The organism is Curtobacterium sp. UNCCL17 (assembly GCF_000686685.1).
Classification (GTDB): domain Bacteria; phylum Actinomycetota; class Actinomycetes; order Actinomycetales; family Microbacteriaceae; genus Curtobacterium; species Curtobacterium flaccumfaciens.
On the sequence record NZ_KK366002.1, the window covers coordinates 168,628 to 194,674 of the forward strand.

20 protein-coding genes are annotated in these 26,047 nt (G+C 71.2%); 4 read left to right on the forward strand and 16 right to left on the reverse strand.

What is annotated here, in order from left to right:
* The first annotated feature begins 130 nt into the window (after positions 1-130).
* Positions 131-568, forward strand: a complete 438-nt coding sequence (locus BR70_RS0114605) for a YdeI/OmpD-associated family protein (RefSeq protein ID WP_027466659.1) — start codon at positions 131-133, stop codon at positions 566-568.
* Between the two features lie 146 nt (positions 569-714).
* Here BR70_RS0114605 and BR70_RS0114610 read toward each other — a convergent pair whose 3' ends face one another.
* From BR70_RS0114610 to BR70_RS0114640, 7 genes are all read right to left on the reverse strand, one after another.
* Entirely contained in the window at positions 715-1,578 is an 864-nt protein-coding gene (locus BR70_RS0114610; RefSeq protein WP_027466660.1) for an NAD(P)H-hydrate dehydratase, read from the reverse strand.
* Positions 1,568-2,308 carry a histidine phosphatase family protein gene (locus BR70_RS0114615; RefSeq protein WP_027466661.1) on the reverse strand — a complete coding sequence of 247 codons (741 nt, stop codon included), beginning with the start codon at positions 2,306-2,308 and terminating at the stop codon, positions 1,568-1,570. The genes BR70_RS0114610 and BR70_RS0114615 overlap by 11 nt, the downstream gene beginning before the upstream one ends.
* 396 nt (positions 2,309-2,704) lie before the next feature.
* Entirely contained in the window at positions 2,705-5,737 is a 3,033-nt protein-coding gene (locus tag BR70_RS0114620; protein ID WP_027466662.1) for an alpha-mannosidase, read from the reverse strand.
* A 105-nt stretch (positions 5,738-5,842) separates the two neighbouring features.
* A complete protein-coding gene (locus BR70_RS0114625) occupies positions 5,843-6,679 on the reverse strand; it encodes a carbohydrate ABC transporter permease (protein ID WP_035809430.1) in 837 nt (278 codons plus the stop codon).
* A 62-nt stretch (positions 6,680-6,741) separates the two neighbouring features.
* A complete protein-coding gene (locus BR70_RS0114630; protein ID WP_027466664.1) occupies positions 6,742-7,692 on the reverse strand; it encodes a carbohydrate ABC transporter permease in 951 nt (316 codons plus the stop codon).
* A 107-nt stretch (positions 7,693-7,799) separates the two neighbouring features.
* Positions 7,800-9,158 (reverse strand): extracellular solute-binding protein, encoded by a 1,359-nt coding sequence (locus tag BR70_RS0114635; protein ID WP_027466665.1) that lies wholly within the window; start codon positions 9,156-9,158, stop codon positions 7,800-7,802.
* Positions 9,159-9,371: 213 nt separating this feature from the next.
* Positions 9,372-10,214, reverse strand: a complete 843-nt coding sequence (locus tag BR70_RS0114640) for a PhzF family phenazine biosynthesis protein (RefSeq protein WP_027466666.1) — start codon at positions 10,212-10,214, stop codon at positions 9,372-9,374.
* A 153-nt stretch (positions 10,215-10,367) separates the two neighbouring features.
* On the opposite strand from BR70_RS0114640, the gene BR70_RS0114645 reads away from it, so the two are divergent.
* Positions 10,368-10,880, forward strand: a complete 513-nt coding sequence (locus BR70_RS0114645; protein WP_027466667.1) for a hypothetical protein — start codon at positions 10,368-10,370, stop codon at positions 10,878-10,880.
* Positions 10,881-11,041: 161 nt separating this feature from the next.
* On the opposite strand, the gene BR70_RS21185 is transcribed toward BR70_RS0114645, so the two are convergent.
* On the reverse strand, positions 11,042-13,444 hold the full coding sequence (locus BR70_RS21185) for a lamin tail domain-containing protein (RefSeq protein WP_051596985.1): 2,403 nt from the start codon (positions 13,442-13,444) through the stop codon (positions 11,042-11,044).
* 212 nt (positions 13,445-13,656) lie between these two features.
* Positions 13,657-14,949, reverse strand: a complete 1,293-nt coding sequence (locus tag BR70_RS0114655) for an ROK family transcriptional regulator (RefSeq protein ID WP_027466668.1) — start codon at positions 14,947-14,949, stop codon at positions 13,657-13,659.
* Positions 14,950-15,034: 85 nt separating this feature from the next.
* On the opposite strand from BR70_RS0114655, the gene BR70_RS0114660 reads away from it, so the two are divergent.
* Positions 15,035-15,490: a GNAT family N-acetyltransferase gene (locus BR70_RS0114660; protein ID WP_027466669.1), complete on the forward strand. Its 456-nt coding sequence runs from the start codon at positions 15,035-15,037 to the stop codon at positions 15,488-15,490.
* A 13-nt stretch (positions 15,491-15,503) separates the two neighbouring features.
* Positions 15,504-15,887 carry an MGMT family protein gene (locus BR70_RS0114665; protein ID WP_231495711.1) on the forward strand — a complete coding sequence of 128 codons (384 nt, stop codon included), beginning with the start codon at positions 15,504-15,506 and terminating at the stop codon, positions 15,885-15,887.
* Between the two features lie 48 nt (positions 15,888-15,935).
* Here BR70_RS0114665 and BR70_RS0114670 read toward each other — a convergent pair whose 3' ends face one another.
* The 7 genes from BR70_RS0114670 to sucD form a co-directional block, all read right to left on the reverse strand.
* The gene (locus BR70_RS0114670; protein WP_027466671.1) at positions 15,936-16,364 is read right to left on the reverse strand and encodes a DUF805 domain-containing protein; all 429 of its coding nucleotides are present in this window, start codon (positions 16,362-16,364) and stop codon (positions 15,936-15,938) included.
* Between the two features lie 37 nt (positions 16,365-16,401).
* Positions 16,402-18,201 carry an ABC transporter ATP-binding protein gene (locus tag BR70_RS0114675; protein WP_155896942.1) on the reverse strand — a complete coding sequence of 600 codons (1,800 nt, stop codon included), beginning with the start codon at positions 18,199-18,201 and terminating at the stop codon, positions 16,402-16,404.
* Positions 18,202-18,320: 119 nt separating this feature from the next.
* Positions 18,321-20,129 (reverse strand): ABC transporter ATP-binding protein, encoded by a 1,809-nt coding sequence (locus tag BR70_RS0114680; RefSeq protein WP_027466673.1) that lies wholly within the window; start codon positions 20,127-20,129, stop codon positions 18,321-18,323.
* Between the two features lie 582 nt (positions 20,130-20,711).
* Complete coding sequence (gene purH / locus BR70_RS0114690) at positions 20,712-22,346, reverse strand: bifunctional phosphoribosylaminoimidazolecarboxamide formyltransferase/IMP cyclohydrolase (protein WP_027466674.1); 1,635 nt, start codon at positions 22,344-22,346, stop codon at positions 20,712-20,714.
* Positions 22,343-22,936 carry a phosphoribosylglycinamide formyltransferase gene (gene purN / locus BR70_RS0114695; RefSeq protein WP_027466675.1) on the reverse strand — a complete coding sequence of 198 codons (594 nt, stop codon included), beginning with the start codon at positions 22,934-22,936 and terminating at the stop codon, positions 22,343-22,345. The genes purH and purN overlap by 4 nt, the downstream gene beginning before the upstream one ends.
* 41 nt (positions 22,937-22,977) lie before the next feature.
* Positions 22,978-25,008, reverse strand: a complete 2,031-nt coding sequence (locus tag BR70_RS23645; RefSeq protein ID WP_051596986.1) for a cell division protein PerM — start codon at positions 25,006-25,008, stop codon at positions 22,978-22,980.
* 141 nt (positions 25,009-25,149) lie between these two features.
* The gene (gene sucD, locus BR70_RS0114705; RefSeq protein ID WP_027466676.1) at positions 25,150-26,037 is read right to left on the reverse strand and encodes a succinate--CoA ligase subunit alpha; all 888 of its coding nucleotides are present in this window, start codon (positions 26,035-26,037) and stop codon (positions 25,150-25,152) included.
* Positions 26,038-26,047 lie beyond the last annotated feature (10 nt).

Genomic DNA, 26,047 nt, shown 5'->3' on the forward strand with positions numbered 1-26,047 from the left:
GGTCGATCGTGGACGCGGCCGGTTTCCGGCCCGTGCTCCCGTGGTGAACGGCGGCGGAACAGCGGGTGCGGCTGTACGCTTTGCTCGATCTGGGCGCATGGTCGCGCCCACATCAGGCCTGGAGGCACGGATGCGGTTCACGACGACGGTCCTGCAAGCACGGAAGACGGCGACCGGACTCCCCGTCCCGGAGTCCGTCATCGAGGCGCTCGGATCCGGCAAGCGCCCCGCGGTGGTCGTCACGATCAACCGGGGCTACACCTACCGCTCCACCGTCGGGGTCATGGACGAGCAGTTCCTGGTGCCGCTGTCGGCCGCACACCGTGAGGCCGCCGGGATCGCCGCAGGGGACACCGTCGAGGTCGCACTCGAGGTCGACACCCTGCCCCGGACCGTCGACCTGCCGGAGGACCTGGCGGCCGCGCTGCAGGAGGCCGGCGTGCGTGCGGCGTTCGACACTCTGTCGAACTCGCGGCAGCGGGCACTCGCCGACCCGGTCACCCAGGCGAAGGCCCCGGAGACCCGGGCCCGGCGGATCGAGAAGGCCGTGGCGTCCCTGCGGGGGTAGTGCTGCGGGGCGGGGTCGGGCGGGGTAGGGCGGCCAGGTCGTTTCGGGCGTACCTGGTCGTTTCGGGCGTACCTGGTCGGAAGTTCTCGCCAGGTATGCCCGGAAGCACCAGGTATCGCGGGCGTTCTGGGAAAGAACGGGCGGGCTCAGGCCCCGAGCTCGACCAGGACCCGCGGGATCTCGGTCACGAGTTCGCTCGCCAGGTACCCGAGCGGCCCGACCTGCACCGCGAGTCGGTCGCCTGCGGCAGCGTGCACGTAGGACGCCCACGCCACGGCCTGTGCCGGATCGGCGCCGCGGGCGAGCAGGCCGGTGACCGCACCGGACAGCACGTCCCCACTGCCGCTCGTCCCGAGACCGCCGGAGCCGGTGCCCTTGAGCCACGCCCGACCCTGCGGTGTGGCGATGGCGTCGCCGAGGGCCACGACGGCACCGAAGCGGTTCGCGATCGCCACGGCGTCGGCCACGTCGTCGTCGCTGCACTCCCGCCCGAGCAGGCGCTCGGCCTCGCCGGAGTTCGGCGTCATCACGAGCCGTCCACGCAGCGGCTCCAGGCGGTCCCGCACGTCGGCGGCCACCCCGAGGGCGAAGGCGTCGAGCACGACGGTGGTGTGCGGACCGACGACGTCGGCGAGTCCGGCCACGAGGTCACGCGAACCGTCCGGCTCGTCGAGCCCCGGCCCGACCAACACGGCGTCGGCACTCGACGCGCTGTCCGCGATGCCTTCGATCGCGCCGACGGCGATGTGCCCGTCCTGGTCCTCGTCGAGGGGTTCGACCCCGGACTCGGGCACCTCGACCGCGACCTCGTTCGCCACGCTCCGGCCGACCGCCAGGGTGAGACGACCGGCGCCCACCCGGAGTGCGGCGAGCGCGGAGAGCATCGCTGCGCCCGGGGTCCGAGCGGCGCCGCCGACGATGAGCACCTGCCCGCGGCCGTACTTGCCGGCACCGGGTTCGGGCAGTGGCCAGTCCCGCAGGAAGTTCGGGGTGACGGGTTCAGTGGACATGCTCGTCGTCCTTCCGGCCGGTGTGCTGGGTGACCTCGTCGTCGTCCAGGTGCCCGACGGAGGAGAACTCCTCGAGCACCCACGGCGATCCGGCGTCGTCGCGACGGAGTCGGGTGAGGGAGGCGTTGGCGACGGCGTGGGTCCGGGCGAACTCCATGAGCGCCGGCTCGTCGAGGTCGAGGCACACCGCGACGGCGAGCATCACCACGGCGTCGTGCGCGGCGATCACCAGGCGCTCGGCGCCGTCGACCCGCTCGACGTCGCCGAGGAGCGACCGGAGCCGGAGCATCACATCGGCCCACGACTCCCCGCCCGCCGGCCGGTGGTAGTACTTGCCGAGCCACTGCCGGCGGCGTTCCTCGTCCGGGTACCGGTTGCGGACGCCCTGCAGGGTCAGCAGGTCGAGGACGCCGAGTTCGCGGTCGCGCAGCCGCTCGTCCACCCGCTTCTCGGGTTCGGCGAGGCCGGCTGCCTCGAGCGCGATTGCGATGGTCTGTTGTGCGCGGAGGTACGGCGACACCCACAGCGCGACGGGGACGTCGTCGATCCCGCGGTCGGCGAGCTCCTGCCCGAGGGCCCGGGACTGATCGGTGCCGAGCGGGCTGAGCGGGACGTCGGCGTCCCGGAACTCGACGTCGATGACGTCGTCGCCCGCTGCTTCGGCCCGAGCCGCCGCGACGTTCGCGACCGATTCGCCGTGACGGACGAGCCAGATCTCCTGCACTGCCATGCCGCCACGCTAGCCAGAGCGTGCTGTGCCGGTTCACCGGCGCCGTGGTTCATGCACGTGACGATGCCCGCTCAGCCACCCACTCCTGGGGCCGATGTCGGGAACTGTGGACGGGCCTCCAGGCCTGGGCGGTTGTGGAGGGGAGACGTTCCTTCCCAGAACGGCCGCGATGCCAAGCGGAACCGGGCGTACCTGGCCGGAAGTTCCGACAAGGTACGCCCGATTCGACCAGGTACGCCCGATTCGACCAGGCCACCCGACCCGCCCACCTCGGCCGCCCCCACACGCACCCCCGCACGCCCTCCCACCCCCCGCGCAACACGACGCCGAACGGAACGCACCCGTGTCCCGTCCGGCGCCGCGGTCTCTCCCCGACCGAACGCCGGGCCCGCTGCCTCAGGCCCGACGCACGCGCAGCGTCACGATCTCGAACGGCCGCAGGGTCAGTACGACCGGCTCCCCGGCCGACCACGAGCGCTCCAGCGGCCGCTCGAGCAGGTCGACCTGTGACACCGACTCGACGTCGAACCCGAAGGAGACCCCGACGTCCGACGCCCGGCCGCCGAGTCCCTCGTACAGTCGCACGACGACGTCTCCGGAGCGGTCCTCGGCGAGCTTGACGGCCTCGACGAACACCTGCGGCGACGACACCGTGACGAGCGGCGCGACCTCGGCCGACCCGGGGACGCTCCGCACCGGCAGGTTCAGCCGGTACCCGGAGTCGGCGGCGTCGAGCACCGAGGCCCCGATCCGCAGCACCGTCCGGAACACGTGGTGCCCCTGGTCGGCGTTCGGGTCCGGGAACGTCGGCCCGCGCAGCAGCGACTCCCGCACGAGCGTGGTGATCCCGCCGTCGGGCCGGGTCTCGCGCGTGATGTCGTGGCCGTAGGTCGAGTCGTTCGCCACGGCGACGCCGAACCCGGGCTCCGCGACGTGCACCCAGCGGTGTGCCGAGGTCTCGAACCGGGCGTGGTCCCACGAGGTGTTCTGGTGCGTCGGCCGGTCGATGTGCCCGAACTGGATCTCGCTCGAGGCCGACGACGCGAGCACGTCGATGGGGAACGCGAGCTTCAGCAGCTTCTGGTGCTCGTGCCAGTCGACCTCGGTCTCGACGGTCAGCTCCGGTTCGCCCTGCACGGCGGAGTAGCGCGTGGTGAGCGTCGACGATCCGAAGGACCGTTCCACCACGAGCGAGGAGCCGTCGACCGAGACGGACGACGCCGACAGCACCGTGCCGTTGCGCTGGTACGCGCGGTCGATGTCCCACGCCTCCCACTGGTTCGGGGTGTCACGGAACACCGTGTACTCCGCCGCCGCGGCGCCGGGCGCGATCGCGTCGCGTCCGGTGGCGTGGTCAACGAACGAGACGACGTGGCCGGCAGCGTCGATGGTCGCGGTGACGACGCCGGTGTCGAAGACGAAGCGGTCGCCGCTCCGGACGGGAGGCACGGGTCGCGGCGCGTGGACGACCGAACCTGCCAGGGCGGTCACGTCCCCTGCCGCGACCGGCGAGGCGTTGAAGCGCACGACCGACGCGGCGTCGTCGGCGCCGGCGAGCGCCGTCGTCGCGCTGCCCGCGAGCGCCGTCGTCGCGCTGCCGATCAGCCCCTCGAGCACCTCGGCGACCCGGGCGTACTGCTCCTCGGCGTTCTCGTACACCCACGCGATCGAGGACCCGGGCAGGATGTCGTGGAACTGCTGCAGCAGGACGGTGTGCCAGGCGTCCTCGAGTTCGGCGTACGGGTACTCGCTGCCGAGCCGGACCGCCGCCGTCGCTGCCCAGAGCTCGGCTTCGCGCAGCAGGTGCTCGGAGCGGCGGTTGCCCTGCTTCGTGCGGATCTGCGACGTGTAGGTGCCGCGGTGGAACTCGAGGTACATCTCCCCCGACCAGACCCCCGGCGTCGGCAGCTCGGCTTCGAGCTGCTCGAACACCTGAGCCGGCGTGCCGAGCGTGACGTGGGGCGACCCGTCGAGGTCGTGCTGGCGGTGTGCGGCGCCGACCATCTCGCGGGTGGGACCGCCGCCGCCGTCGCCGAAGCCGTACAGGAGCATCGAGGTGTTCGCGGTGCCGCGTTCCTTGTTGTTCCGTTCGCCGCGGCGCAGGTCGGCGGGCGAGACGTCGGAGTTGTAGGTGTCGGCCGGGGGCAGGTGCGTCAGGACGCGCGAGCCGTCGATGCCCTCCCAGTGGAACGAGGTGTGCGGGATGACGTTCGTCTCGTTCCACGACGGCTTCTGGGTGACGAACCACTTCGACCCGGCGGCGCGGACGATCTGCGGCAGGGCACCCGAGTAGCCGAACGAGTCGGGGAGCCAGGCCTCCGGGGTGTCGATGCCGAACTCCTCCAGGAAGAAGCGCTTGCCGGCGACGAACTGGCGGGCCAGGGCTTCACCGCCGGGCAGGTTGGTGTCCGACTCGACCCACATGCCGCCGACCGGGATCCACCGGCCCTCGGCAACGCGCTGCTTGATGCGGGTCCAGATGGACGGGTACTCGTCGCGGATCCACGCGTACTGCTGCGCGGACGAGCAGGCGAAGGTGAAGTCGGGGTCGCGGTCCATCAGGTCGAGCACGTTCGAGAACGTCCGCGCGCACTTGCGCTTCGTCTCGCGCACGGGCCACAGCCAGGCGGAGTCGATGTGGGCGTGCCCGACGGCGATCGCGCGGTGGGCGGCGGGACTGGCGGGGACAGCGAGCACGGGCGCCAGGACCTGACGGGCGTCCGCGGCGGTGCCGGCGACGTCGTCCGGATCGAGTGCGTCGGCGGCGCGTTCGAGTGCCCGCAGGATGTCGGCGCCGCGGGTGCCGTCGGTGGGGAGCTCGGCCATCAGCCCGCGCAGCACCCAGAGGTCCTGCTGCAGTTCCCACACGGTGTCGTCGCGCTCGACGACCTCGAGGGCCTTGAGGCGGTAGATCGGGTCGTCGCCGGCGGTGGAGCGCGAGCCGAGCGGCGTCGCACCCTGGAACGAGTCGCCGCCGATGTCCGGGTTCGCCCCGGCCTCGATCCAGAGCTCGAAGGACTCCCCCGGGCCGACCTCGAGCGGCACGGTGTCGTTCCGCGGCTCGATCGCCTTGATCGTGGAGCCGTCGGCGCGGAACGCGAGTCCCTCGGCCTGGAAGCCGGGCTGCCGCTTGGTGAACCCGAGGTCGACGAGGAGCTCGGCGGTGGTCCCCGGCGCGGTGCCGAAGTCCGCCGGCACGGTCCCGGTCACCCGGAACCACGTCGTGCCCCACGGGCGTCCGCCCCAGTGCGACCCCACCGTGAACGGTGTGTACGTCTCGCCCACGGCGGCGTCGAACGGCACCGGTTCGTCCGGCACCTCCCACGCCTCGATCGTCACCGGCGCCGAGCGACGGAGGACGGCGGGGTCGACGCGGTCGCGCACGAGGCGGGCGATCCGGGCCTCGACGAGCGGTTCGTCCTGGTGCATGTGCTTCCTTTCTGGTTCGCGGAACACCGGTGTTCGCGGATCGAACCGCGGTTCGCGGGTGTTCGACGCGCGAACACCGGTGTCTTGCGGGGGTGGGGGCCGGCGTCAGCCCTTGATGCCGCCGGCGAGGGCGTTGCCGCCGCCGAGGCCTCGGGACACGATCACGTAGAGGGCGATGACGGGCACGGAGTAGACGATCGAGAACGCGGCGAGCTGGCCGTACGCCACCGCCCCGTTCTGCCCGAAGAAGTTGAAGATGCTCACCGCGGCGGGCACCTTCTCGGGCGAGAGCAGCAGGACGAAGGGGACGAAGAAGTTCCCCCATGCCTGGATGAACACGAAGATGAAGACGACCGCGATGCCCGGACGCATGAGCGGGATCACGATGCGGGTCAGGGTGGTGAGCATCGAGGCGCCGTCGGTCCACGCCGCCTCTTCCAGCGAGATCGGCACCGAGTCCATGAAGTTCTTCGCCATCCAGATCGCCATCGGCAGCGACGTGGCGGCGAGGAAGAAGATGCAGCCCCACACGTTGTCGATCAGGTTGAGCGACACGAACAGCGCGTAGACGGGCACCATCATCGCGGTGATCGGCAGACCGGTGCCGAACAGGATGCTGTACAGGAACGGCTTGTTGACCCGCATCTTGTACCGGGACAGCGGGTACGCGGCGAGCAGGGCGAACACCACGGTGACGACCGCCGTGCCGCCGGAGAGCAGCAGGCTGTTCGCGAGCGGGATGAACGACAGCTCGGGGGTGAGCACCTTCGCGAAGTTGTCGAGGGTGAACTGCGAGGGCAGCTTCACCGACAGCGACGCCTGGGTGTCGAACGACGCGAGCACGAGCCAGAGCAGCGGCACCGCGAAGCACACCGCGATGACGAGCAACACCGTGTTCGACACCCACCGCATGGTGCGGCCGCGCGGTGACGTCATGTGCATCGACCCCGGTGCGGTCACCGAGCGGGTCGTGGTCTGGTCGAGGGACGGGGCGGTCGTGGCCATCAGTCCACCTCCGGCTTGAGGGCCCGGATGTAGATGATCGAGAAGACCGCCCCCACCACGAGCAGGATGGTCGCGATCGCGGTCCCGAAGCCGAGCTGCGAGAACTTGAACGCCTCCTGGTACGCCAGGATCGGCAGGGTCGACGAGTTCGTGCCCGGACCGCCGCCGGTCATCACGAAGATCAGCGTGAAGACCGACAGGGTCTGCAGCGTCGTGAGCATGAGGTTCGTCGAGATGCTCCGGCGGATCACCGGGAGCGTGATGTAGACGAGCCGCTGCCAGCCGGTGGCTCCGTCGACCTCGGCGGACTCGGTGATCTCCTCGGGGACCTCCTGCACGGCGGCCGAGTAGACGAGCATCGAGAACGCGGTGCCGCGCCAGATGTTCGCCAGGATCACCGCGAGCATCGGGTACGTGTAGAGCCAGTTCGCGCCGGTGATCCCGATCGACGCGAGGAACGTGTTGAGCGTCCCCTCGTCGTTGAAGAACGCGTACGCCGCGAAGGACGCCACGATCTCCGGCAGGACCCACGCGGCGACCACGAAGGTGCCGACGATCGCCCGGACGGCCTTGTTCGCCGAGCGCATCAGCAGGGCCAGTCCGAGGCCGAGCACGTTCTGTCCCACCACGGCCGAGGCCAGCAGGAAGACGACGGTCAGGATGACGGACTTCGGGAAGTCCGGGTCCTGGAACAGCTCGACGTAGTTCTGGAACCCGACGAACTGCTGGTCGGCCGCACTGGCGCCCGTCAGCGCCGAGTTGGTGAACGACCCGTAGAACGACGAGATGACGGGGCCGAGCAGGAAGATGACGAGGAGGACCAGGGCGGGGATGAGCGGAACCGCTCGTCCGACGTTCCGCAGTGGTCGCCGCTTGCGCGGCACGGGTGGATCGGTGCGCTTCGGCGCACCGGGCGCCGACAGCGTCGGCGCGAGGGGGGTGCTGGACACGATGGGTGCCTTCCGGGTGCGGAGGGGTTCCGAAGGTGGGGAAGAGCGGACGGGAGGCGCGGTGCGGGACCGCCCCGCGCCTCCAGTCCGTCAGTGGGTGACGTCCGTCAACCAGCGGAGACGGTGTTCTCCTTGCCGACCACCTGCGTGACGGCCTTGTCGTAGGCGGCAGCCGCGTCCTTCGGCGACTGCTGACCCGTCATGACCGCTTCCATCGCGACCTGGATCGCGTTGGAGACCTGCGAGTAGTCACTCGTCGCCGGGCGGAAGTTGGTGTTCTCCACCAGCCCCGAGAAGAACTTGAACGTCGGGTTCGCCGCCGTGTAGGCCGGGTCGTCCGCGACGTCCTTGCGGACGGCGATCTGACTGTTCTCGGTGTCGTACTTCAGCGAACCGTCCTTGTCGAGGAAGCTCGTGATGAAGTCGAACGCCGCCTGCGGGTTCTTCGACTTCGCGCCGACCGCCAGGGTCCATCCGCCGGACATCGAGTTGTAGCCGGGAGCCTGCCCGTTCTGGGTCGGCATGGGCGCCTGGCCCATCACGTCGTTCCACTCGGGCCACGGCGCAGTGCCGGACTTGAGCCACGTGCCGGACTGCCACGAACCGTCCAGGTCGATCGCGAGCTTGCCCTTCGGCAGCCACGTCTGGGCGATGGTCGTGCCGACGTTCGTGTCGAGCGCCTGCTGCGGTGTCGGGCCGAGGCCGCCCTGGTAGACGTCCTTCACGAACTTGAGCGAGTCCTCGAACTGCTTCGAGCCGGTGACCCACTTCTTGTCCTTGTACAGGGTGTTGCCGGAGCCGTCGGCGCCGTACAGGAGCATCTCGAAGCCCTGCATGGTCGAGGCCTCGCCCTGCGCCTTGCCCGAGTAGATGTTGAACGGGATGACGTCGGGCTGCTTGTCCTTGATGGTCTTCGCCGCCGCGAGCACGTCGTCCCACGTCTTCGGCTTCCACGGGACCTCGAGCCCGGCCTTCTTGAAGATGTCCTTGTTGTACCAGAGGGCTCGGGTGTCGGTGCCCATCGGGACGCCGTAGATCTTGCCGTCGTCACCCTGCCCGGCCTGCTTGGCGTTGTCGAAGAACTGGTCCCACTCGTCCCACTTGTCCGTGTACTTGTCGAGTGGCAGCAGGTAGCCCGCCTCGGCATCGGCCTTGACGAGGAACGTGTCCTCGTACATGACGTCCGGGGCGGTGGCCGGCGCCTTGTTCATGAGCGCGAGCTTCGTGTAGTAGTCGTTGCCCTGTGCCTGGATGGGCACGAGGGTGACCTTCTTGCCGGGGTTGTCCTTCTCGTACTGCTTCTTGACGACCTTCATCTGGGCGTCGAGCTGCTGGAAGGCGCCGAACTTCTGGTACGCGATCTTGATCGTGTCGCTCGAGGCGGACCCCGAGCTCGAGCAGCCAGCCAGACCGACTGCGGCCACGGCCACAGCTGCGAGTCCGGCGATGATGCGGGTGCGTTTCATCGGTGCTCCTTTGCACGGGTGATGTCCGCGGGCACCATCGCCCGCGCGCAGGATTAGTCCACCGTATTGACTTAACCGTGTCAAGGAGTTTCTGGGGGAGGCCGCCGGCGCAATCGGGCGTACCGAGTGAAATCGGGCGTACCGGGTCGGAAGTTTCGACCAGGTACGCCCGATTCCGCTTCCCAACGCGTGCGTTCTGGGAAGGAACGTCCGTCAGGAGATCGGCGTCGCGCTCCCCGTCACCGTGATCCCGCCGGCCTCGGGGACGTCCACGAGCAGCAGACTCGGACGCCCGACGTGCCGCCCCTGCCGGATCGTGATGCGGTCGCCCGGCTGCGCTGCACCGATCTGCCGCAGGTACGCCCCGGTCGACGCCGCAGCCGATCCCGTCGCCGGGTCCTCGGTGATGCGCCCGGCGGGGAACAGGTTGCGCGCCTCGTACTCCCGGTCACCGGTGCGGTGCAGCACCGTGACGGTCCCCGCCCATCCGGCCTCGCGTTTGAGCTCGGCGAGGGGCCCCGGCGCGAACCGGAACTGGTGGAACAGCTCGCGGTCGTGCAGCACGAGGACCGGGTGCCAGTTGCCGGCGAAGGACTCCAGCACCGGGAACCCCGGAGCGATGTCCGCCGCCTCGAGTCCGAGCAGGTCGAACAACCGCGCCAGCAGGGCCGGGTCGAGGTCCCGTGTGGCCGGCTCGACGCTCGTCATCGCGACCTGCACCGCGCCGTCCGCACCGACGATCGCATCGAGGGCGACTTCGCCGGCCAGGGTCGTGAACACCCGGCGGCCCGTCCCGTCGCGCTCGGCCAACGCGACGGCCAGTGCGACGGTGGCGTGCCCGCAGAACGGGACCTCGGCGCTCGGCGAGAAGTAGCGGACCCGCGGCCCGGTCGCCGTCGAACCGACGACGAAGGCGGTCTCGGGGTACCCGACCTGTCGGGCGATCGCGAGCATCTGGTCGTCGGACAGCCCGGCCGCATCGAGCACGAGCCCAGCGGGGTTGCCTCCGCCCGGCTCGGCGGCGAAGGCGGTGTACCGGAGGATCTCCTGCTGCATCCCCCGACGCTACTGCGGCGTCACGACCGGGTGCGCGGGCCGATCCCCGACGGGTGGCACGGCGTGCTGCGGTGCCCAGGTGGGGCTAACCCCCGACCGCTTCCGGGTGCGCACGTGATGTTTCAGCGCCGCGTCCGTCGCGAGACTGGATCCATGAGCACCGACACGCGCCCCACCACCGCCCGCCGCACCCTCCGGATCGCCCTCGCCTCCACCGCCGCGGTGTCCGCCCTGCTGCTGACCGCCGGCTGCAGCGCGATCCAGGACATCGTGCCGAACAAGACCCCGCAGAAGCACTTCGACGCGTACTCCGACGCCCCGCGCTCCGGGGAGTCCGAGGACCTGGCGTTCTTCATGCCGAAGTGGGTGCCGGAGGACGCGAAGGACATCGACGTCCGCCTCCACGTCTCCCAGCCCGGGTACGTCATCGGGTTCGCCTCGAAGGACGGCGTCGACGTGGACGACTGCACCCCGCTCGACGAGTCGTACGGCGGCACGGCGATGACCGCCGACTTCCTGCCCGAGGAGCTCCCGACCAAGGGCCTGGTCACCTGCGGCGACGGTCGCGCGGTCACCGAGATCGACGGCCGCTGGTACGGCTGGACCACGAAGGACGCCATCCCCGGTCAGGACGACACCCAGACCATGCACGGGGCGGCGCACTGAACGCACGCACCCACCCGCCTGGAGGCGCGGGGCGGCCCCGCACCGCGCCTCCCGTCCGTCGCGCGGTCGCGCCCACCGCGCATGGTGCGCAGAAACGGTCGGGTCCGCTGTTCGAACCCGACCATTCCTGCTCACGAAGTGTGCCCGTGGGGCGTGGGGACTTACTCCGCAGCCACCGTCCGACGTCGGCGACGCACGACCAGCACACCCGCACCCGCCGCGAGCAGCAGGAACGCCACCAGCGCACCGGCACCGAGCCCTGCGGCACCCGTGAACGCGAGCTGCCCGTCCGTGGTGATCGTGATCGGGGTCCACCCGATCAGATTCCCGTCCGCAGCCGTCACCGCCAACCGGTGCACACCAGCCACCGTGTCCGCCGGGATGGTCACCCGAACCGTCCCGTCAGCAGCCACCACCGCGGTACCGATCAACGTCGGCTCCGAGAACAACCACACGTTCACCGCGTCACCCGCCGACGCCGTGCCCACCGTCACCGTGATCGTCTCCCCCGCACGAGCCGACGCCGGAGCCGACACCCCACCACGACTCGCCTCCGTCAACAGCGACTCCGACGGCGCCACCGGAACAACCGGGGCAGCCGAGGGACCCGGGGTCGGGCCCGCGGTGGGCGTCCCACCCGGGGTCGGAACCGGCGTCGGCGTCGTGCCGCCGTCGCCCGGGGTCGGGGTCGGCGTGGGCTCCGTGCCCGGGTCGGTGTCGCCGCCCTCGCACGGGTACGTCCCCGTGCGGAGCGAGAACCCGTCCGTGTCGTTGTCGTCGGCGTAGAAGGTCGCGCGCTCCCCGTCGGTGCAGACCCCCGAGATCGCGAAGCCCTCGTTGGCGAGCGTGCGGTCGGCGGCCGACGGCGCCTCGTACAGCGTCGATGCGGCGAAGGCCCCGTCGGTCACCTCGTACAGCGCAGTCCGACCCGAGCACACCTCGTCGCAGACCACCCAGAGCGCGTCGAGCGTCGGGTCGAACTGCACGTCGGCGACGACGGCGAGCGAGGTCGCGATCGTGGCGACCCGCGCCGAGGACCCGTCGTCCATCAGGGCGTAGGCGTACACGCTCGCGGTGCCCTCGACCCCGACGAAGAACAGGCCCTCGCCGTGTCCGGCGTAGCGCGACGGTGCGTAGGCGGCGCCCGTGCGCTCGTCGGTGAAGCCGTGCGCGGTGAGCCAGGTGTCCGGGATCCAGGTGACGCCCTCGAGTCCGGCGTTCGCGCCGAGCCCGGGGAAGTCCGCGGCGAGGTTCCACTCGTCCGTGGCCCGCAGGGTGCCCTCGGAGCCGTCGGTCGTGGCGTAGCGCAGGACCGACGGGCGGCTCGTGCTCGACACGTCGTTGTTCCGCTCGGTCGACACGTAGACGGCACCGGGGTCGTCGCTCATGACGGTCACGCCCTCGGCGTCCGGGGTGCCCGTGCCGTCGGCGTAGCGCAGGTCGGTGCCCGCGGCGTTCGACGGCGCCCAGCCGCCCGTGCCGTCCGAGGTCAGGTGGTAGAGCAGGCCGTCGCCGTTCTGCACGGCCCAGAGCTGCCCGTCCCGCGAGGTCCCCGAGGTCGTCCAGTCGAGGCCGCTCAGGTCACCGGTGAAGGTGTCCTCGTCGTCGAGCACGGTCTCGTCCGGGCCGCCGGGCCAGGCCTCGGCGGTGACGACACCGGCGAACCGGTTCGCCGCGCCCTTCGTGGGGGCTGCCGTCTCGGCGAAGTCCCCGGTGCCGTCGGGGTTGCGGCCGTACGTCGTGCTCGCGTGCGCCGTCCACGAGGTCGAGTCGACGACCGCACCGCGAGCGTCGAAGAGCCGCACGGAGTCCACCTTGCCGAGTCCGAAGCCGAACGCCGCCTCGTCGAGGACGGTGAAGCCCCCGGCCGCGACGGTCGTGCCCGCGGGGATCGTGTACGTGTGGTCGTCCTCGCTGTCGCGCAGCACGTACCCGCCCAGGTCGACGGTGGCGCTGCTGGTGTTGGTCAGCTCCACCCAGTCGCCGGGGATGCCGTCCTGCGACTCGACCTCGTTGATCCGCACGGGCGAGGAGCAGTCGTTCGCGGCACCCTTGGTCGAGGACGTGGTGTCCACGAGCGTCCCGACGCCGTCGGCGCAGCGACCGTAGGTGACACCCGCGTGGGTCGTCCAGGCGTACCGGAGCACCAGGTCGCCGGCGGGGTCGTAGAGGCGCACGGTGTCGGCGCCACCGAGCCCGAAGTCGAAGCCGGGGGCGGTCGCGGACAGCTGGTCGACGACGAAGTACCCGCCGGCGGCGATCGTCGAGCCGGCGGGCAGGACGTAGGCGTCGTGCGAGCTGTCGGAGTCGAGGAACGCGTACCCGGTCAGGTCGATCGCTGCACCCGAGGTGTTCTCGAGCTCGACCCAGTCGGTGTCGTCGGCGTTCGACTCGACCTCGTTGATGACGAGGCCGTTCGCCGCGACGGCGCCGACGGCCGGGTCGTCGTCACCGACGGCGGCGAGGGCCGGGCTGGCGGTGACGACACCGGCCGCGACGACCAGGGCGGTCGCGACGACTGCGCCGATCCGCATCGTGGGTGGGCGCAGGGCAGGAGCACGCATGCAGGGTCCTTCTCGGGGAGAGAGCGGGCGGAGACCTGCACGACTGTTCAGCATCCACGCGACCGGCCGGTGGCCGCCGGGTGAACGGGCGGTGTCCCGGGTCGCGACCGGTGCCCTGGACGCGCGGCGTGCGGAGAGGCGCGGGGCGGGTCCGCACCGCGCCTCCCGTCCGCCCTGCGGTCGCGCTCACCGCATCCGGTGAGCCCGCGCGCTCAGCGCCGGATCAGCAGGGTGCTGGCCCGCGGCGAGAGCGCGGCGTCGAGCACCAGGCAGGCGGCACCCACGGCGGCGACGTCGGCACCGCGGTCGCTCTCCACCACCTGCACGGCGTGCTTCGGCACGAGCAACGGCGACCCGACGATGGCGGTCCGCGCAGCCGGCAGCGCAGCGCTCGCGATGCGCGACCAGAACGGGCCGCCGAACACCACGCGGTCGATGTCGAGCAGGTTGACGATGAGGACGACGGCGTTGCCCATGACGGTGCCGGCCTCGGCCGCGAGCGTGACGGCGGTGTCGTCCCCGTCGGCGATCGCCACGGCGAGCTCGTCCCACGCGGCGTTCACGGCGTCGACCGAGTCGGCATTCGCGGCGTCGGCGGCTGCGCCAGCACCAGCCTCCGTGACCGCGCCGCCGCCCGACAGCGCGAGCCCCCGCGACCGCGCGATCCGCACCAGCCGGTCCGGCGCGACGGCTGCACCGACCTCGCCGCGCGTGCCCGAGCCGTCCGGGGTGCCCGCGAGGGACCCCTGGTCGACCATGATGTGCCCGGCGTCGCCCGCGTTGGACCCCACCCCGCGCACGGGTTCGTGGTCGACGACGAGCCCGACGCCGAACCCGGTGCCGAAGTACACGAACGCGAAGTTCCGGGCCGAGGACTCCCCCGCCAGGAACATCTCGCCGACCGCGGCGGCCGTGACGTCCTTCTCGAGCAGGACCGGGTAGCCGGTGGCCTCGGCGAGCGCATCGCGCAGCGGCACGTCCCGCCACCGGGGCAGGAACGGCGGGTCGACCACGATGCCCGCCTCGACGTCGATGGGTCCGGGGCTCGCGATCCCGACACCGAGCACGCTGTCGACGGCCACCCCGGCGTCGGCGACGAGCCCGTCGACGGCCGAGGCGATCGTGCGAACCACCTCGGACGGGTCGTCGGCGGTGGGGGTCGAGGTGGTCGACGCGGCGACGACGGTGCCGGCGAGGTCGAGCAGCACGTAGGTGACGACGGCCGGGTCGACGTGCACGCCGACCGCGTACCGGCTGCCCGGTTCGAGCCGCAGGATGGTGCGGGGCTTGCCGCGGCCGGACACGACGGTGCCGGACTCGACGATCATGCCGGCCTCGATCAGGAACCGGGTCACGTTCGACACGGTCTGCGCGCTCAGTCCGGTGCGGGCTGCGAGTTCGACGCGGCTCAGGCCGTCGGGTGAGCGGCGGACGGCGTCGAGGACCACGGTGCGGTTGAACCCGCCGATCGACGGGAGGTTCGCTCCGCGTCGATGCTCTGCCATGCCGCGACCATACCGCGGCAACGGTGCGGTCTCGGTCTGCCCCGGTCTCTGGCTTCCGCAGGGTCTGCACCGTTAGCCTGGCCGCATGTCCGACCTGCGCCTGGAAGAACTCTCCGCGAAGACCGCTGCCGCGGCCAACTCCCTGACGCTCAAGCCGGGCCAGGAACAGTTCGTGCAGCCGACCACCTACGGGGTCGCCGAGTCCGACGTCAAGCCGAGCTCCGCGTGGACCCGTGTCGTCCTCGACGACGACGAGGTCCTCGGCCTGATCATCGGTTCGTTCGACGCCGACAACGCGCAGGAAGAGCTGCGCAGCTGCATCTGGCGCGTCAACGTGGCGGCGAGCGCACAGGGCCGGGGCGTCGGTCGCTTCGCCGTGCACGGCCTGGCGGACGAGGCACGCAGCCGTGGGTTCGAGCGACTGACGGTCGTGTACGAGCCGGGCGGCGACGACAGCCCCGAGGCGTTCTTCCGCGCCGTGGGCTTCGAGGTCGTTCGCGAGACCCAGTACGGCGACCACTTCGCGGTCCTGACGCTCTAGCACGCCCGACGACGTGCCCTCCGACGACGTGGCATCCGACGCCGTGCCGTCCGACTCCGTGCCCTTCGAAGACGCGGGCGGCGACTTCGGCGCGGCCGTCGCCGAGGTGGTGCGGATGATCCCGCCGGGCCACGTCATGACGTACGGCGACGTCGCCGCCGCCCTCGGGTCGCGGGCGTCGCGTGCCGTCGGCAAGGTGATGGCGCACGAGGGCGCCGACCTGCCGTGGTGGCGAGTGGTGCGCGCGGGTGGGCACCCGCCGGTCCACCACGAGGCCCGGGCACTCGAGCACTACCGCGTCGAGGGGACGCCGCTCGTGCAGGGGACGTCGGTCTGGAGGCTCGACATGCGTCGTGCGCGCTGGTCACCAGCCACGGACGCGGACGACCCGTTCTGATCCCCGCCCGCGTAGATCGGCCCGCCGGTATCCACTCCGCGTGTTTCGTCAGCGGTCGAAGCGCGCACCCTTCGGGTTCGCGGGCAGCAGGCACAGCACGTACACGATGAGCGAGCCGAGGCCCGGCAGCACGTGCAGGAACTGCCAGAAGCCGGACAGGTTCGCGTCGTGCAGCCGTCGTGCGCCGAGCGCAAGCGACCCGATGAGCGTCGCGAGCACCCACAGCATGAACAGGTACGAGCCGACGGGGTTCTCGAGCGCCGGGGTGTCCGGCGTGAACACCTGTGGCACGAGCTGCAGCACGAGCCCGATCGCGAACGACGTCAGCCACCACCACCAGAACTCGGCGCGCGATGCCCGTCCGGTGAACACGGTGTACTTCCGCCAGAACCGTCGGACGGCCTCGGTGAAGGGGGCACCGTAGAAGGGGTCGTGCAGGGCGACGCCGCCGGGCTGCACCACGCTGTCGTTGCTCATGGAGCAAGCCAACCACGTGGTGCAGCCCGATCGGGGCCTAGACGAGCGAGTCGCGCCAGGCCGCGTGCAGCTCGGCGAACCGCCCGGTGCCGGCGATGAGGTCGGCGGGGGTGCCGTCCTCGACGATCCGGCCGTGTTCCATCACGAGCACCCGGTGGGCGATCGCGACGGTGGACAGCCGGTGCGCGATGATCACCGCGGTGCGGTCGGCGAGCAGGGTCTCGAGACCCTCTTGCACGAGTCGCTCCGAGGGGATGTCGAGCGACGCCGTGGCCTCGTCGAGGATGAGCACCTTGGGGTCCGCGATGAACGCCCGCGCGAACGAGAGCAGCTGCCGCTGACCCGCCGAGACACGACCGCCGCGCTTGTTCACGTCGGTGTCGTACCCGTCGGGCAGCGCCATGATGAACTCGTGCGCGCCGACGGCCTTGGCGCTCGCCTCGATCTCCTCACGCGACGCACCGGGCTTGCCGAGCGCGATGTTGTCCGCGACGGTGCCGGAGAACAGGTACGCCTCCTGCGTGACCATGACGATCGCGCGGCGCATGTCCTTCGTGTCGAGGTCGCGCAGGTCCACGCCGTCGAGCTTCACCGAGCCCTGGGTCGGGTCGTAGAAGCGCGCCATGAGCTTGGCGAGCGTCGACTTGCCGGCACCGGTGGACCCGACGAGGGCGATGGTCTGCCCCGACGGGATGTGCAGGTCGAACTCCGGCAGCACGACCTTGCCCTTGTTGTAGGCGAAGACGACCTCGTCGAAGTCCATCTTCCCGGTGGCGTCCGCCAGACGGGTGGGCTTCACGGGGTCCGGCACGCTCGGCCGTTCCTCGAGGACACCGGAGATCTTCTCCATCGCCGCCGAGGCCGACTGGTACCCGTTGTAGAACATCGCGAGTTCCTGCGCCGGGTCGAAGAAGCGCTTGGCGTACAGCGCGACCGCGAGCAGCGCACCGACCTCGAGCGTCCCGCCGACGATCCGGAAACCACCGACGATGACGACCGCGGCGAGCGTCGCGTTGCCGATGAGCACGAGCACCGGGTCGAAGGTCCCGAACAGGTTGAACACCTTCGTGTTCGCCACCCGGTAGTCCTCGACGTAGCCGCCGTACTCGTCACGGTTGCGGGACTCCTTGCGGAACGCCTGCACCGCGCGGATGCCCGTCATCGTCTCGACGAAGTGCACGATGACGCGCGCCGAGGTGACACGGGTCGAGCGGAACAGCGTCTGCGAGTTCGTCTGGAACCAGCGGATCAGGAACCAGAGCGGCACGAGCGACACCGCCAGCACGAGCCCGGACGTCGGGTCGAGCAGCACCAGGGCCACGGCGGTGAACGCCATGTACAGCACGCCCTGGATGAGCTGGTTCAGTCCGGAGTCGAGCAGCTCGCGGATCGAGTCGAGGTCACTCGTCTGGCGCGAGATGATCCGGCCCGACGTGTAGGTCTCGTGGAACTCGAGCGAGAGCCGCTGCGTGTGCAGGAACACCCGCTTGCGCAGGTCGAACAGGATCGCCTGGCTGATCCGTGCCGCGAGCACCGTGTACCAGGCCGTGAGCACCGCACCGAGGACGGCCACGACGATGTACGTCGCGACGACGCCGAACGCCGGCACCCAGTCGTTCTGGTCCATCACCGCGGGCAGGGCGTTGTCGATGCCCCACGCGATGAGCGCCGGACCCGCGACGGTGCCGGCGGTCGAGACCACGACCACGATGCCGAGCAGCACCAGCCGGAGCTTCAGCGGTGCGGCGAGGGACCCGAGCAGGGCGAGGGACCGGCGCCGCAGGCGCTTGCTCTCGGCCTTCGTGAAGTCCTCACGCTCCTCGCCGCGCACGCCCATGGTGGTGATCGAGGCGGTGACGGGCGCGGCAGACTGCGCGTCGGCGATGTCGTCGACGACGGGATCCGCGCCTCCCGGCCCGGCCGACGTGTCGAGCGGCAGGTTCTTCTCTTGCTGGCTCATGCCATCGCCTCCTGTCGTGCGGTCGCGTCGTCGTCGTCGAGCGACGAGATGACGTAGCGGTAGTGCTCGTTGGTGGCCATCAGGTCGTGGTGGGTCCCGACGGCCGTGACGACGCCGTTCTCCATCAGGGCGACCCGGTCGGCGAGCGTCACCGTCGACGGACGGTGCGCCACGATGAGCGACGTGGTGTCGGCGAGCACGCGACGCAGGCCCGCCTCCACCCGCGCCTCGGTGTCGACGTCGAGCGCCGACAGCGGGTCGTCGAGCACGAGCACCGACGGCCGCGCGGCGATCGCTCGGGCGAGTGCAAGGCGCTGGCGCTGGCCACCGGACAGCGACAGCCCCTCTTCCCCGACCCGGGTGTCGACGCCGTCGGGCAGGTCGTCCACGAAGGACGCCTGCGCGATGTCGAGCGCCTCGCGCATGAGCGCCTCAGCCTCGGCACCCTGCACGTCCGGTCGACCGAGCAGCACGTTCTCACGCACGGTCGACGAGAACAGGGTGGCGTCCTCGAAGGCGACGCCGACGTGCCGACGCAGTTCCTCGCGGGTGAGGTCGCGGATGTCGACCCCGTCGATCGTCACCGAACCGCCGGTCACGTCGTACAGACGCGGCACGAGCGAGAGCAGCGTCGTCTTGCCGCAGCCGGTGAGGCCGACGAGCGCCATGGTCTCGCCCGGCTGCAGCTGCAGTTCGACGCCGTTGATCAGGTCCGGGTACTGCGGCGCGGAGTCCTGGTACCGGAAGTGCACGCCGTTGAACGACAGGGCACCGTGCGGCTCGGCGATCGTCTTCGGGTGCTCCGGGTCCGTGATGGTGTTCTCGGAGTCCATGACCTCGAAGAAGCGGTCGACCGCCGTGCGGGTGTCGAACGTCATCGAGAGCAGGAAGCCGATCGACTCGATCGGGAACCGCAGCACCGTCGCCGTCGCGAAGAACGCGAACAGCTGACCGACGCTGAGCTGCCCCTGCGACGCGAGCCAGATGCCGGCGAGCAGGCACAGGGCGAACGCGACGTCGGGCACGAGCAGCAGCCACAGCCAGATGCCCGCGATGGCCTTCGCCTTCTTGATCTCGGTGCCGCGCAGCGCCTCGGCCTGCTCGCTGAACTCCTCGAGCTTCGCGCCGCCGCGACCGAACGCCTTGAGCACGCGGATGCCGTGCACCGACTGCTCGACGCTCGTGGCGAGGTCACCGACCTGGTCCTGGCTGCGGCGTGCGACGGCGGAGTACCGGCGCTCGAACAGCAGGCCGTTGATCCACAGCGGGATCGACGCGATCAGGAAGATGAGCCCGAGGATCCACCCGAAGGTGAACAGCACGACGAAGCCGACGACGATCGTCACGATGTTCACGACGAGCAGGACGACCCCGAAGGCCAGCCAGCGCCGGATCAGCGACAGGTCCGACACGGAACGGGACAGCAGCTGCCCGGACTCCCAGCGGTCGTGGAACGCGACCGGCAGGTCCTGCAGCTTCGCGTAGAGCGAGTTGCGCATGCTGGTCTCGATGCGGGTCGAGGGGCGCATCACCAGCCGGCGGCGCGAGGCGATGAAGAACGCCTCGAGCACGCCGAGGGCGAGCACCCCGAGCCCGGCGGGCCAGATCTGTGCGGAGTCGCGCGACGACAGCGGACCGTCGACGAGCCACTGCAGCACGTAGGGGATTGCGAGCGCCACCAGGGAGGCTCCCATCGCTGCGGCCATGCCGCCGATGAGGCGCCCCTGGTAGGGCTTCACGTAGGGGTAGATCCGCGCGATCGCGCGGAAGGTGGACGGGCGCGCCGTGGTGGGCGACTTGGACATGCGTTGCGTCCTCATGCGTCTGCCGGGTCCCCGGGTCGCGCTGCGCGGTGCGTGCTTGCTGCTTGCTGCTGCTTGCTTGCTTGCTTGCTTGCTGCTTGCTTGCTTGCTTGCTGCTTGCTCGCGTCGCGCGGCTTCGGCCTGGAGGCTCGGTGTGGCGTTGCGTGGTGATCATCGGCCGGGCGCGTGGTCGCGTCTCCGCCGTCACTCGCGTGACGTCGGTCGGGCCGGAGGCACCGAGGGAGCGTCGTCCCTCGGGTTCAGGCGGGTGGTTCGCGGACGCCGGTGGTGCTGCGCCGCGGGGCCGTGGGAACGGCCCGACTAGACGGCGGCCGCGGCGCGGTGCCGCGGAGCGATCAGGGATCGCCGTGCGGGAGTGGTCCCCACGACGGACACGAGACCTGCACGGGCGGCCGTCGCCACGGTTCCGGTCATGTTGTCCATCGTCACTCCAGTCGTCGTCTTCGTCACCGTTGTGTCCGCGGTGCCGCCGGTCCCGAGGGATCGTCGGCTGCCTGCCGCGGAGCCTTACAGACTATTCACAGTGACTCACGGCGCGCAATGGTTCGCCACCATTTGTTCACATCAGTGGAAGAAGTGGCGCTCGCTCGTGAAGTACATCGTGACGCCGGCGGCCTTCGCCGCGGCGATGACCTCGTCGTCGCGGACACTGCCGCCGGGCTGCGCCACCGCACGGACACCGGCGTCGAGCAGCACCTGCAGGCCATCGGCGAACGGGAAGAACGCGTCCGACGCCGCCACGCTGCCGGTCGCGCGGTCACCGGCCCGGTTCACCGCGAGGTGGCAGGAGTCGACCCGGTTGACCTGGCCCATGCCGACACCGACGCTCGCGCCCTGGTTCGCCAGCAGGATGGCGTTCGACTTCACCGAACGGCTCGCACGCCATGCGAAGGCCAGGTCGGCGAGGGTCTGCTCGTCGGCGGGCTCGCCGGCGACGAGGGTCCAGGTGGCCTGGTCGAAGCCCGTGAAGCGGTCGGCGTCCTGCACCAGGAACCCGCCGGAGATCTGCTTGACCTCGCGGTCGGCGAGCGCGAAGTCGGCGGGCAGCGTGAGCAGACGGATGTTCTTCTTGCGCGACAGGATCTCGAGCGCCTCGGGGTCGAACCCGGGGGCGACGACGACCTCGGTGAAGATGTCCTTCACGGTCTCGGCCATGGCCACGGTGACCGGGCGGTTCGCGGCGATGACCCCGCCGAACGCCGAGAGCGGGTCGCAGGCGTGCGCGGCGGCGTGGGCCGAGGCGATCGGGTCGGCGGAGTCGGCCGGGGCGATCGCGATGCCGCACGGGTTGGCGTGCTTGATGATCGCGACGGCGGGCTCGTCGAAGTCGAAGGCCGCACGGACCGCTGCGTCGGCGTCGACGTAGTTGTTGTACGACATCTCCTTGCCGTGCAGCTGCGTCGCCTGTGCGATGCCGGTGCCGTCCGACGTCGTGTAGAGCGCCGCGGCCTGGTGGGCGTTCTCGCCGTAGCGCAGGGTCGCGGACAACTCGGCTTCGAACGAAAGGTGCTCGTCGAACGCACCCGGGGTCCGGATGTCGCCGGCGGTCGTCGGGGCCGCAGCGGCGGTGACGACGTCGCTCGCGAAGTAGGACGCCACCGCGGTGTCGTAGGCGGCGGTGTGCGCGAAGGCCTGGGCCGCGAGGCGCTTCCGGAGCTCGAGCGTGGTGCCGCCGGCACGGACGGCCTCGACGACCTCGGGGTAGGACGCCGGGGACACGACGATCGCCACGTTCGGGTGGTTCTTCGCCGAGGCGCGGACCATCGCGGGGCCGCCGATGTCGACGTTCTCGACCACGGTCGCGGTGTCGGCACCCGACGCCACGGTCTCGACGAACGGGTACAGGTTCACGACGACGAGCTCGAACGGCGCGATGTCGAGGTCGGCGAGCTGCTGCTCGTGCGACTCGAGCCGCAGGTCGGCGAGCAGGCCGGCGTGCACCGACGGGTGCAGGGTCTTCACCCGGCCGTCGAGCGACTCGGGGAACCCGGTGACGCTCGCGACGTCGGTGACGGCGTAGCCGGCGTCACGGATGGTCTGCGCGGTGGAGCCGGTCGACACGATCTCGACCCCGGAGTCGGCCAGGGCGCCGGCGAGCTCGAGCAGGCCGGACTTGTCGCTCACCGAGATCAGTGCACGGCGGACCGGGACCACGTCTCGGTCGCGGTAGAGGCTGGGGTCGGCTGCGTGCACGCTCATGCGCTCGGGGTGCCCTTCAGGTCGGTGGTGCCGTTGGCGATGTCGAGGATGGTCTGGATGAGCAGGCGGCGCTCGACCGGCTTGATGCGGTCGTGCAGCGTCGACTCGGTGTCGCCCGGCAGCACCGGGATGCGCTCCTGGGCGAGGATCGGCCCCGTGTCGACGCCGTCGTCGACCGCGATGACGCTCGCGCCGGTCTCGGTGACCCCGGCGGTCAGGGCATCCCGTACGCCGTGGGCGCCGGGGAACTCGGGCAGGTACGCCGGGTGGGTGTTGATGATCCCCGGGGCGAACTCGGACACCACGGCCGGGGGCAGCAGGCGCATCAGGCCGGAGAGCACGAGCAGGTCGGGCGACCACGGGCGGATCTGCTCCGCCAGGGCCTGGCCCCACTCGGCGCGCGAGTCGTAGCGGGTGAACGGCACCGTGAAGGTCGGGATCGAGAACTCCTCGCCCAGGCCGAGGCCCTCGGCGTCACGGTCGGCACCGATGGCGACGACACGGGCGGGGTACTCGGCGTCGAAGGTCGCTTCGAGCAGGGCTCGGAGGTTCGACCCGGTACCGGAGATCAGGACGACCAGTTCGAGCACGGCACCAACCCTACCGGCAGGCACGCACTCGACGGGCGCTGTTACCGGTCGTCCTTCGGCTGACGCCACCAGGGAAGTTCGTCCTCGGGGATCTGGTCGGTGACGTCCCACTTCGTCGGGCGGGACTGCTCCGCCGGCCTCGAGGCGGGCCCACGGGTGTCCGGCGCGACGTCCACGCGGTCCGCCTCGGCCGTCTCGTCCACGTCGTCCCGGCCGGCGACGAACTCCTCGGTGCTCCACGGGAACGCGGGCTGGGCGTCGGTGGGCACCGGGGTGGGTGCAGCTGCCGGGGCGGGCGCTGCGGGCCGCTCGGAGCCGGGACGCTGGGGCTCGGCGTCGGAGCCGGTCACGCGGTCGCGGAGTGCACCGGCTCGCCCCCGGACACCCTCGGCCGCGCCGGCCAGGCGGTCGCGGAGGCCGCCCAGGGATGCTCGTCCGACGCTGCGGCGTTCCGGTCCGGGCTCGGCGGCCAGGCGGTCGGCGGCCACCGCGTCGGTCTTCGCCCAGTCGGGGAGCTCGACGTCGTGGTCGGTGTCGCCCGCGCGCGGTGCGACGGGTGCGGGTGCGGTGGTGGGCCGTGCGGGTGCCGCATCGGCGGGCTCGCTGCGGATCGGCTCGCTGCTGACCGGCTCGGTCGCGTGCTCGGTCGTCGCGCGGGGCCGCGCAGCGGTCGACCCGTCGTGGGACTCCTCGACCACGAAGCGGTGCACGTCGGTGGTGCGCCCGGCACCGGCATGGTCGAGCGCCGCGAGCAGGGAACCCTCACCGAGGTCGACCCCGGCGTGCGCCGTGTCGTGGTCATCGTCGGGTTCGTCGGCCTCGGTCCAGCGCTCCCGCGTCCATCCGCCCTCCGGCAGCCGGACCAGGTCGCTGCCTGCGGCGAGGGCGATGATCGCCGGCAGGCCGACCTCGAGTGCGGCGAACCCACCGACCGCCAGGGCGTTCGGGCCGACGTCGGCCAGGCGCCCGGGGCCGAACGAGCCGGACGACACCCAGGCGATGAGTCCCGTGAGCACACCGGCCACGAGTCCTGCGACGACGCCGCCGAGCGCACGGTGCAGCGCGGAGTCGGCGGCGCCCAGGGCCCGCACCAACCGTGGTCGCATCGAGCCGCCGATCGCGAACCCGGCGATGACCGGCACGAGGACCCAGACGAGCCCGAAGGTGTGACCGGAGGTCGGCAAGGCGCCGAAGACCGGCAGACCGGGGATCGGGCCCAGGGTCGTGGCGACCGGGGACACGCTCGACCCGGTGCCGATGGCGAACCCGGGGCCGATCAGCCACGAGGTCGCCCACCCGACGAAGTCCGGCAGGAACGCGAGCTGCCCGACGGTGAGCGCGACGCCGCCGATGACCCCGGCGTGCGACTGCTCGTACAGGGTGATGACCTCGGCGAACGAGGTGAAGAGGAGCAGGCCGACGAGCACCGCGGCCACGCCGACGACCACGGCGGTCGCGGCGGTCCCGGCGCGCAGGCCGAACCCGGCGACGGACCGCCAGACGGCGGGGATGCGGTCGACCAGGTCGATGACCCGCTGGGTGCCGGCGTCGGCGGGCAGGTCACGGCGACGACGGCAGACCTCGGAGGCGGCGAGTGCGGGGATCCCGAACCAGAGCGCCGGCAGCACCACGGCCTGCCAGAGCGTGGGGCGGGTGGCGGCGGAGGTCGACGACAGCGCGACGGCCAGACCGAGGAGCGCGACGACGGCGGTCCCGACCAGCAGCCCGGTGGTGCGGTGCTCGGTCTCCGCGAACCGCCGTCCGGCGCGGGCGCCGAGCCAGGCCGTCACGACCGCGAACCCGAGGGCGGCGAGGGTCACGTGGATGGGGTCGGCGGCGCCGCTGACCCCGGTGCTCTTGGCGAGTGCGGACCCGAGCAGGAACGAGACGTCGACGCCGTGCCCGACGAGCCAGACGCTGCCGGTGGCCTTCCAGAACACGTCCCAGTCGACCTGCAGGCCGTACTCGAACCCCCAGAGCAGCGTCAGGGGCACGAGGGCGATCCCGATGCCGACGCCGACCGTCACGACCGCCTCGATCGCGGCGAGCAGAGCGGTTCCCAGGCGGTTCATCGCAGCGAGGATACGTGCCCCTCGCGCGGCCGCCCCGGAGCCGCGCGGCTGCCGACGCAAAACACCGGTGCTCGCAGGACGAACACGCGCAGGACGCGGTTCAACCGACGAACACCGGTGTTGTGCAGAACGGACGAACCGCTAGCGAGCGGCGACGACCTCGCGCAGCAGCGCGGCGGTCTCGGACGGCGTCTTGCCGACCTTGACGCCGGCGGCCTCGAGCGCCTGCTTCTTCGCCTCGGCGGTACCGGCCGAACCGGACACGATCGCGCCGGCGTGGCCCATCGTCTTGCCCTCGGGAGCGGTGAAGCCCGCGACGTAGCCGACGACCGGCTTGGTGACGTGCGCCTTGATGAACTCGGCGGCACGCTCTTCCGCGTCGCCACCGATCTCGCCGATCATCGCGATGGCCTCGGTCTCGGGGTCGGCCTCGAACGCGGCGAGCGCGTCGATGTGCGTGGTGCCGATGACCGGGTCGCCCCCGATGCCGATGGCGGTCGAGAAGCCGAGGTCCCGGAGCTCGTACATCATCTGGTAGGTGAGGGTGCCGGACTTCGAGACGAGCCCGATCGGGCCCTTGCCGGTGATCGTCGCCGGGGTGATGCCGACGAGGGACTCCCCCGGGGTGATGATGCCGGGGCAGTTCGGCCCGATGATCCGGGTCGTGCCGCCCTTCGCCTTGGCGTGCGCCCAGAACTCGGCCGAGTCCTGCACGGGGATGCCCTCGGTGATGACGACGACGAGCGGGATCTCGGCGTCGATGGCCTCGGTCACGGCGTCCTTCGCGAAGGCCGGCGGGACGAAGACGATCGAGACGTCGGCACCGGTGGTGTCGATGGCCTCGCGCACCGAACCGAAGACCGGCAGCGACACGTCGCCGTGGGTGACGGTGGTGCCGGCCTTGCGGGCGTTCACGCCGCCGACGACGTTCGTGCCGGCCTTGAGCATCAGGGCGGTGTGCTTCGTGCCCTCGCCACCGGTGATGCCCTGGACGATGACCTTGGAGTCCTTGTTGAGGAAGATCGACATGGTCAGTCCC

Excerpts from the sequence above, each read along its gene's own strand:
- BR70_RS0114660 (WP_027466669.1), top strand. The coding sequence starts at position 15,035 with ATGTCCGACCTGCGCCTGGAAGAACTCTCCGCGAAGACCGCTGCCGCG.
- sucD (WP_027466676.1), bottom strand. The coding sequence starts at position 26,037 with ATGTCGATCTTCCTCAACAAGGACTCCAAGGTCATCGTCCAGGGCATC.
- BR70_RS0114610 (WP_027466660.1), bottom strand. The coding sequence starts at position 1,578 with ATGTCCACTGAACCCGTCACCCCGAACTTCCTGCGGGACTGGCCACTG.
- BR70_RS0114680 (WP_027466673.1), bottom strand. The coding sequence starts at position 20,129 with ATGTCCAAGTCGCCCACCACGGCGCGCCCGTCCACCTTCCGCGCGATC.
- BR70_RS0114615 (WP_027466661.1), bottom strand. The coding sequence starts at position 2,308 with ATGGCAGTGCAGGAGATCTGGCTCGTCCGTCACGGCGAATCGGTCGCG.
- purH (WP_027466674.1), bottom strand. The coding sequence starts at position 22,346 with ATGAGCGTGCACGCAGCCGACCCCAGCCTCTACCGCGACCGAGACGTG.
- BR70_RS0114675 (WP_155896942.1), bottom strand. The coding sequence starts at position 18,201 with ATGGGCGTGCGCGGCGAGGAGCGTGAGGACTTCACGAAGGCCGAGAGC.
- BR70_RS0114625 (WP_035809430.1), bottom strand. The coding sequence starts at position 6,679 with ATGCACATGACGTCACCGCGCGGCCGCACCATGCGGTGGGTGTCGAAC.
- BR70_RS0114635 (WP_027466665.1), bottom strand. The coding sequence starts at position 9,158 with ATGAAACGCACCCGCATCATCGCCGGACTCGCAGCTGTGGCCGTGGCC.
- BR70_RS0114670 (WP_027466671.1), bottom strand. The coding sequence starts at position 16,364 with ATGAGCAACGACAGCGTGGTGCAGCCCGGCGGCGTCGCCCTGCACGAC.
- BR70_RS0114640 (WP_027466666.1), bottom strand. The coding sequence starts at position 10,214 with ATGCAGCAGGAGATCCTCCGGTACACCGCCTTCGCCGCCGAGCCGGGC.
- BR70_RS0114645 (WP_027466667.1), top strand. The coding sequence starts at position 10,368 with ATGAGCACCGACACGCGCCCCACCACCGCCCGCCGCACCCTCCGGATC.
- BR70_RS21185 (WP_051596985.1), bottom strand. The coding sequence starts at position 13,444 with ATGCGTGCTCCTGCCCTGCGCCCACCCACGATGCGGATCGGCGCAGTC.
- BR70_RS23645 (WP_051596986.1), bottom strand. The coding sequence starts at position 25,008 with ATGAACCGCCTGGGAACCGCTCTGCTCGCCGCGATCGAGGCGGTCGTG.
- BR70_RS0114605 (WP_027466659.1), top strand. The coding sequence starts at position 131 with ATGCGGTTCACGACGACGGTCCTGCAAGCACGGAAGACGGCGACCGGA.
- BR70_RS0114655 (WP_027466668.1), bottom strand. The coding sequence starts at position 14,949 with ATGGCAGAGCATCGACGCGGAGCGAACCTCCCGTCGATCGGCGGGTTC.
- BR70_RS0114620 (WP_027466662.1), bottom strand. The coding sequence starts at position 5,737 with ATGCACCAGGACGAACCGCTCGTCGAGGCCCGGATCGCCCGCCTCGTG.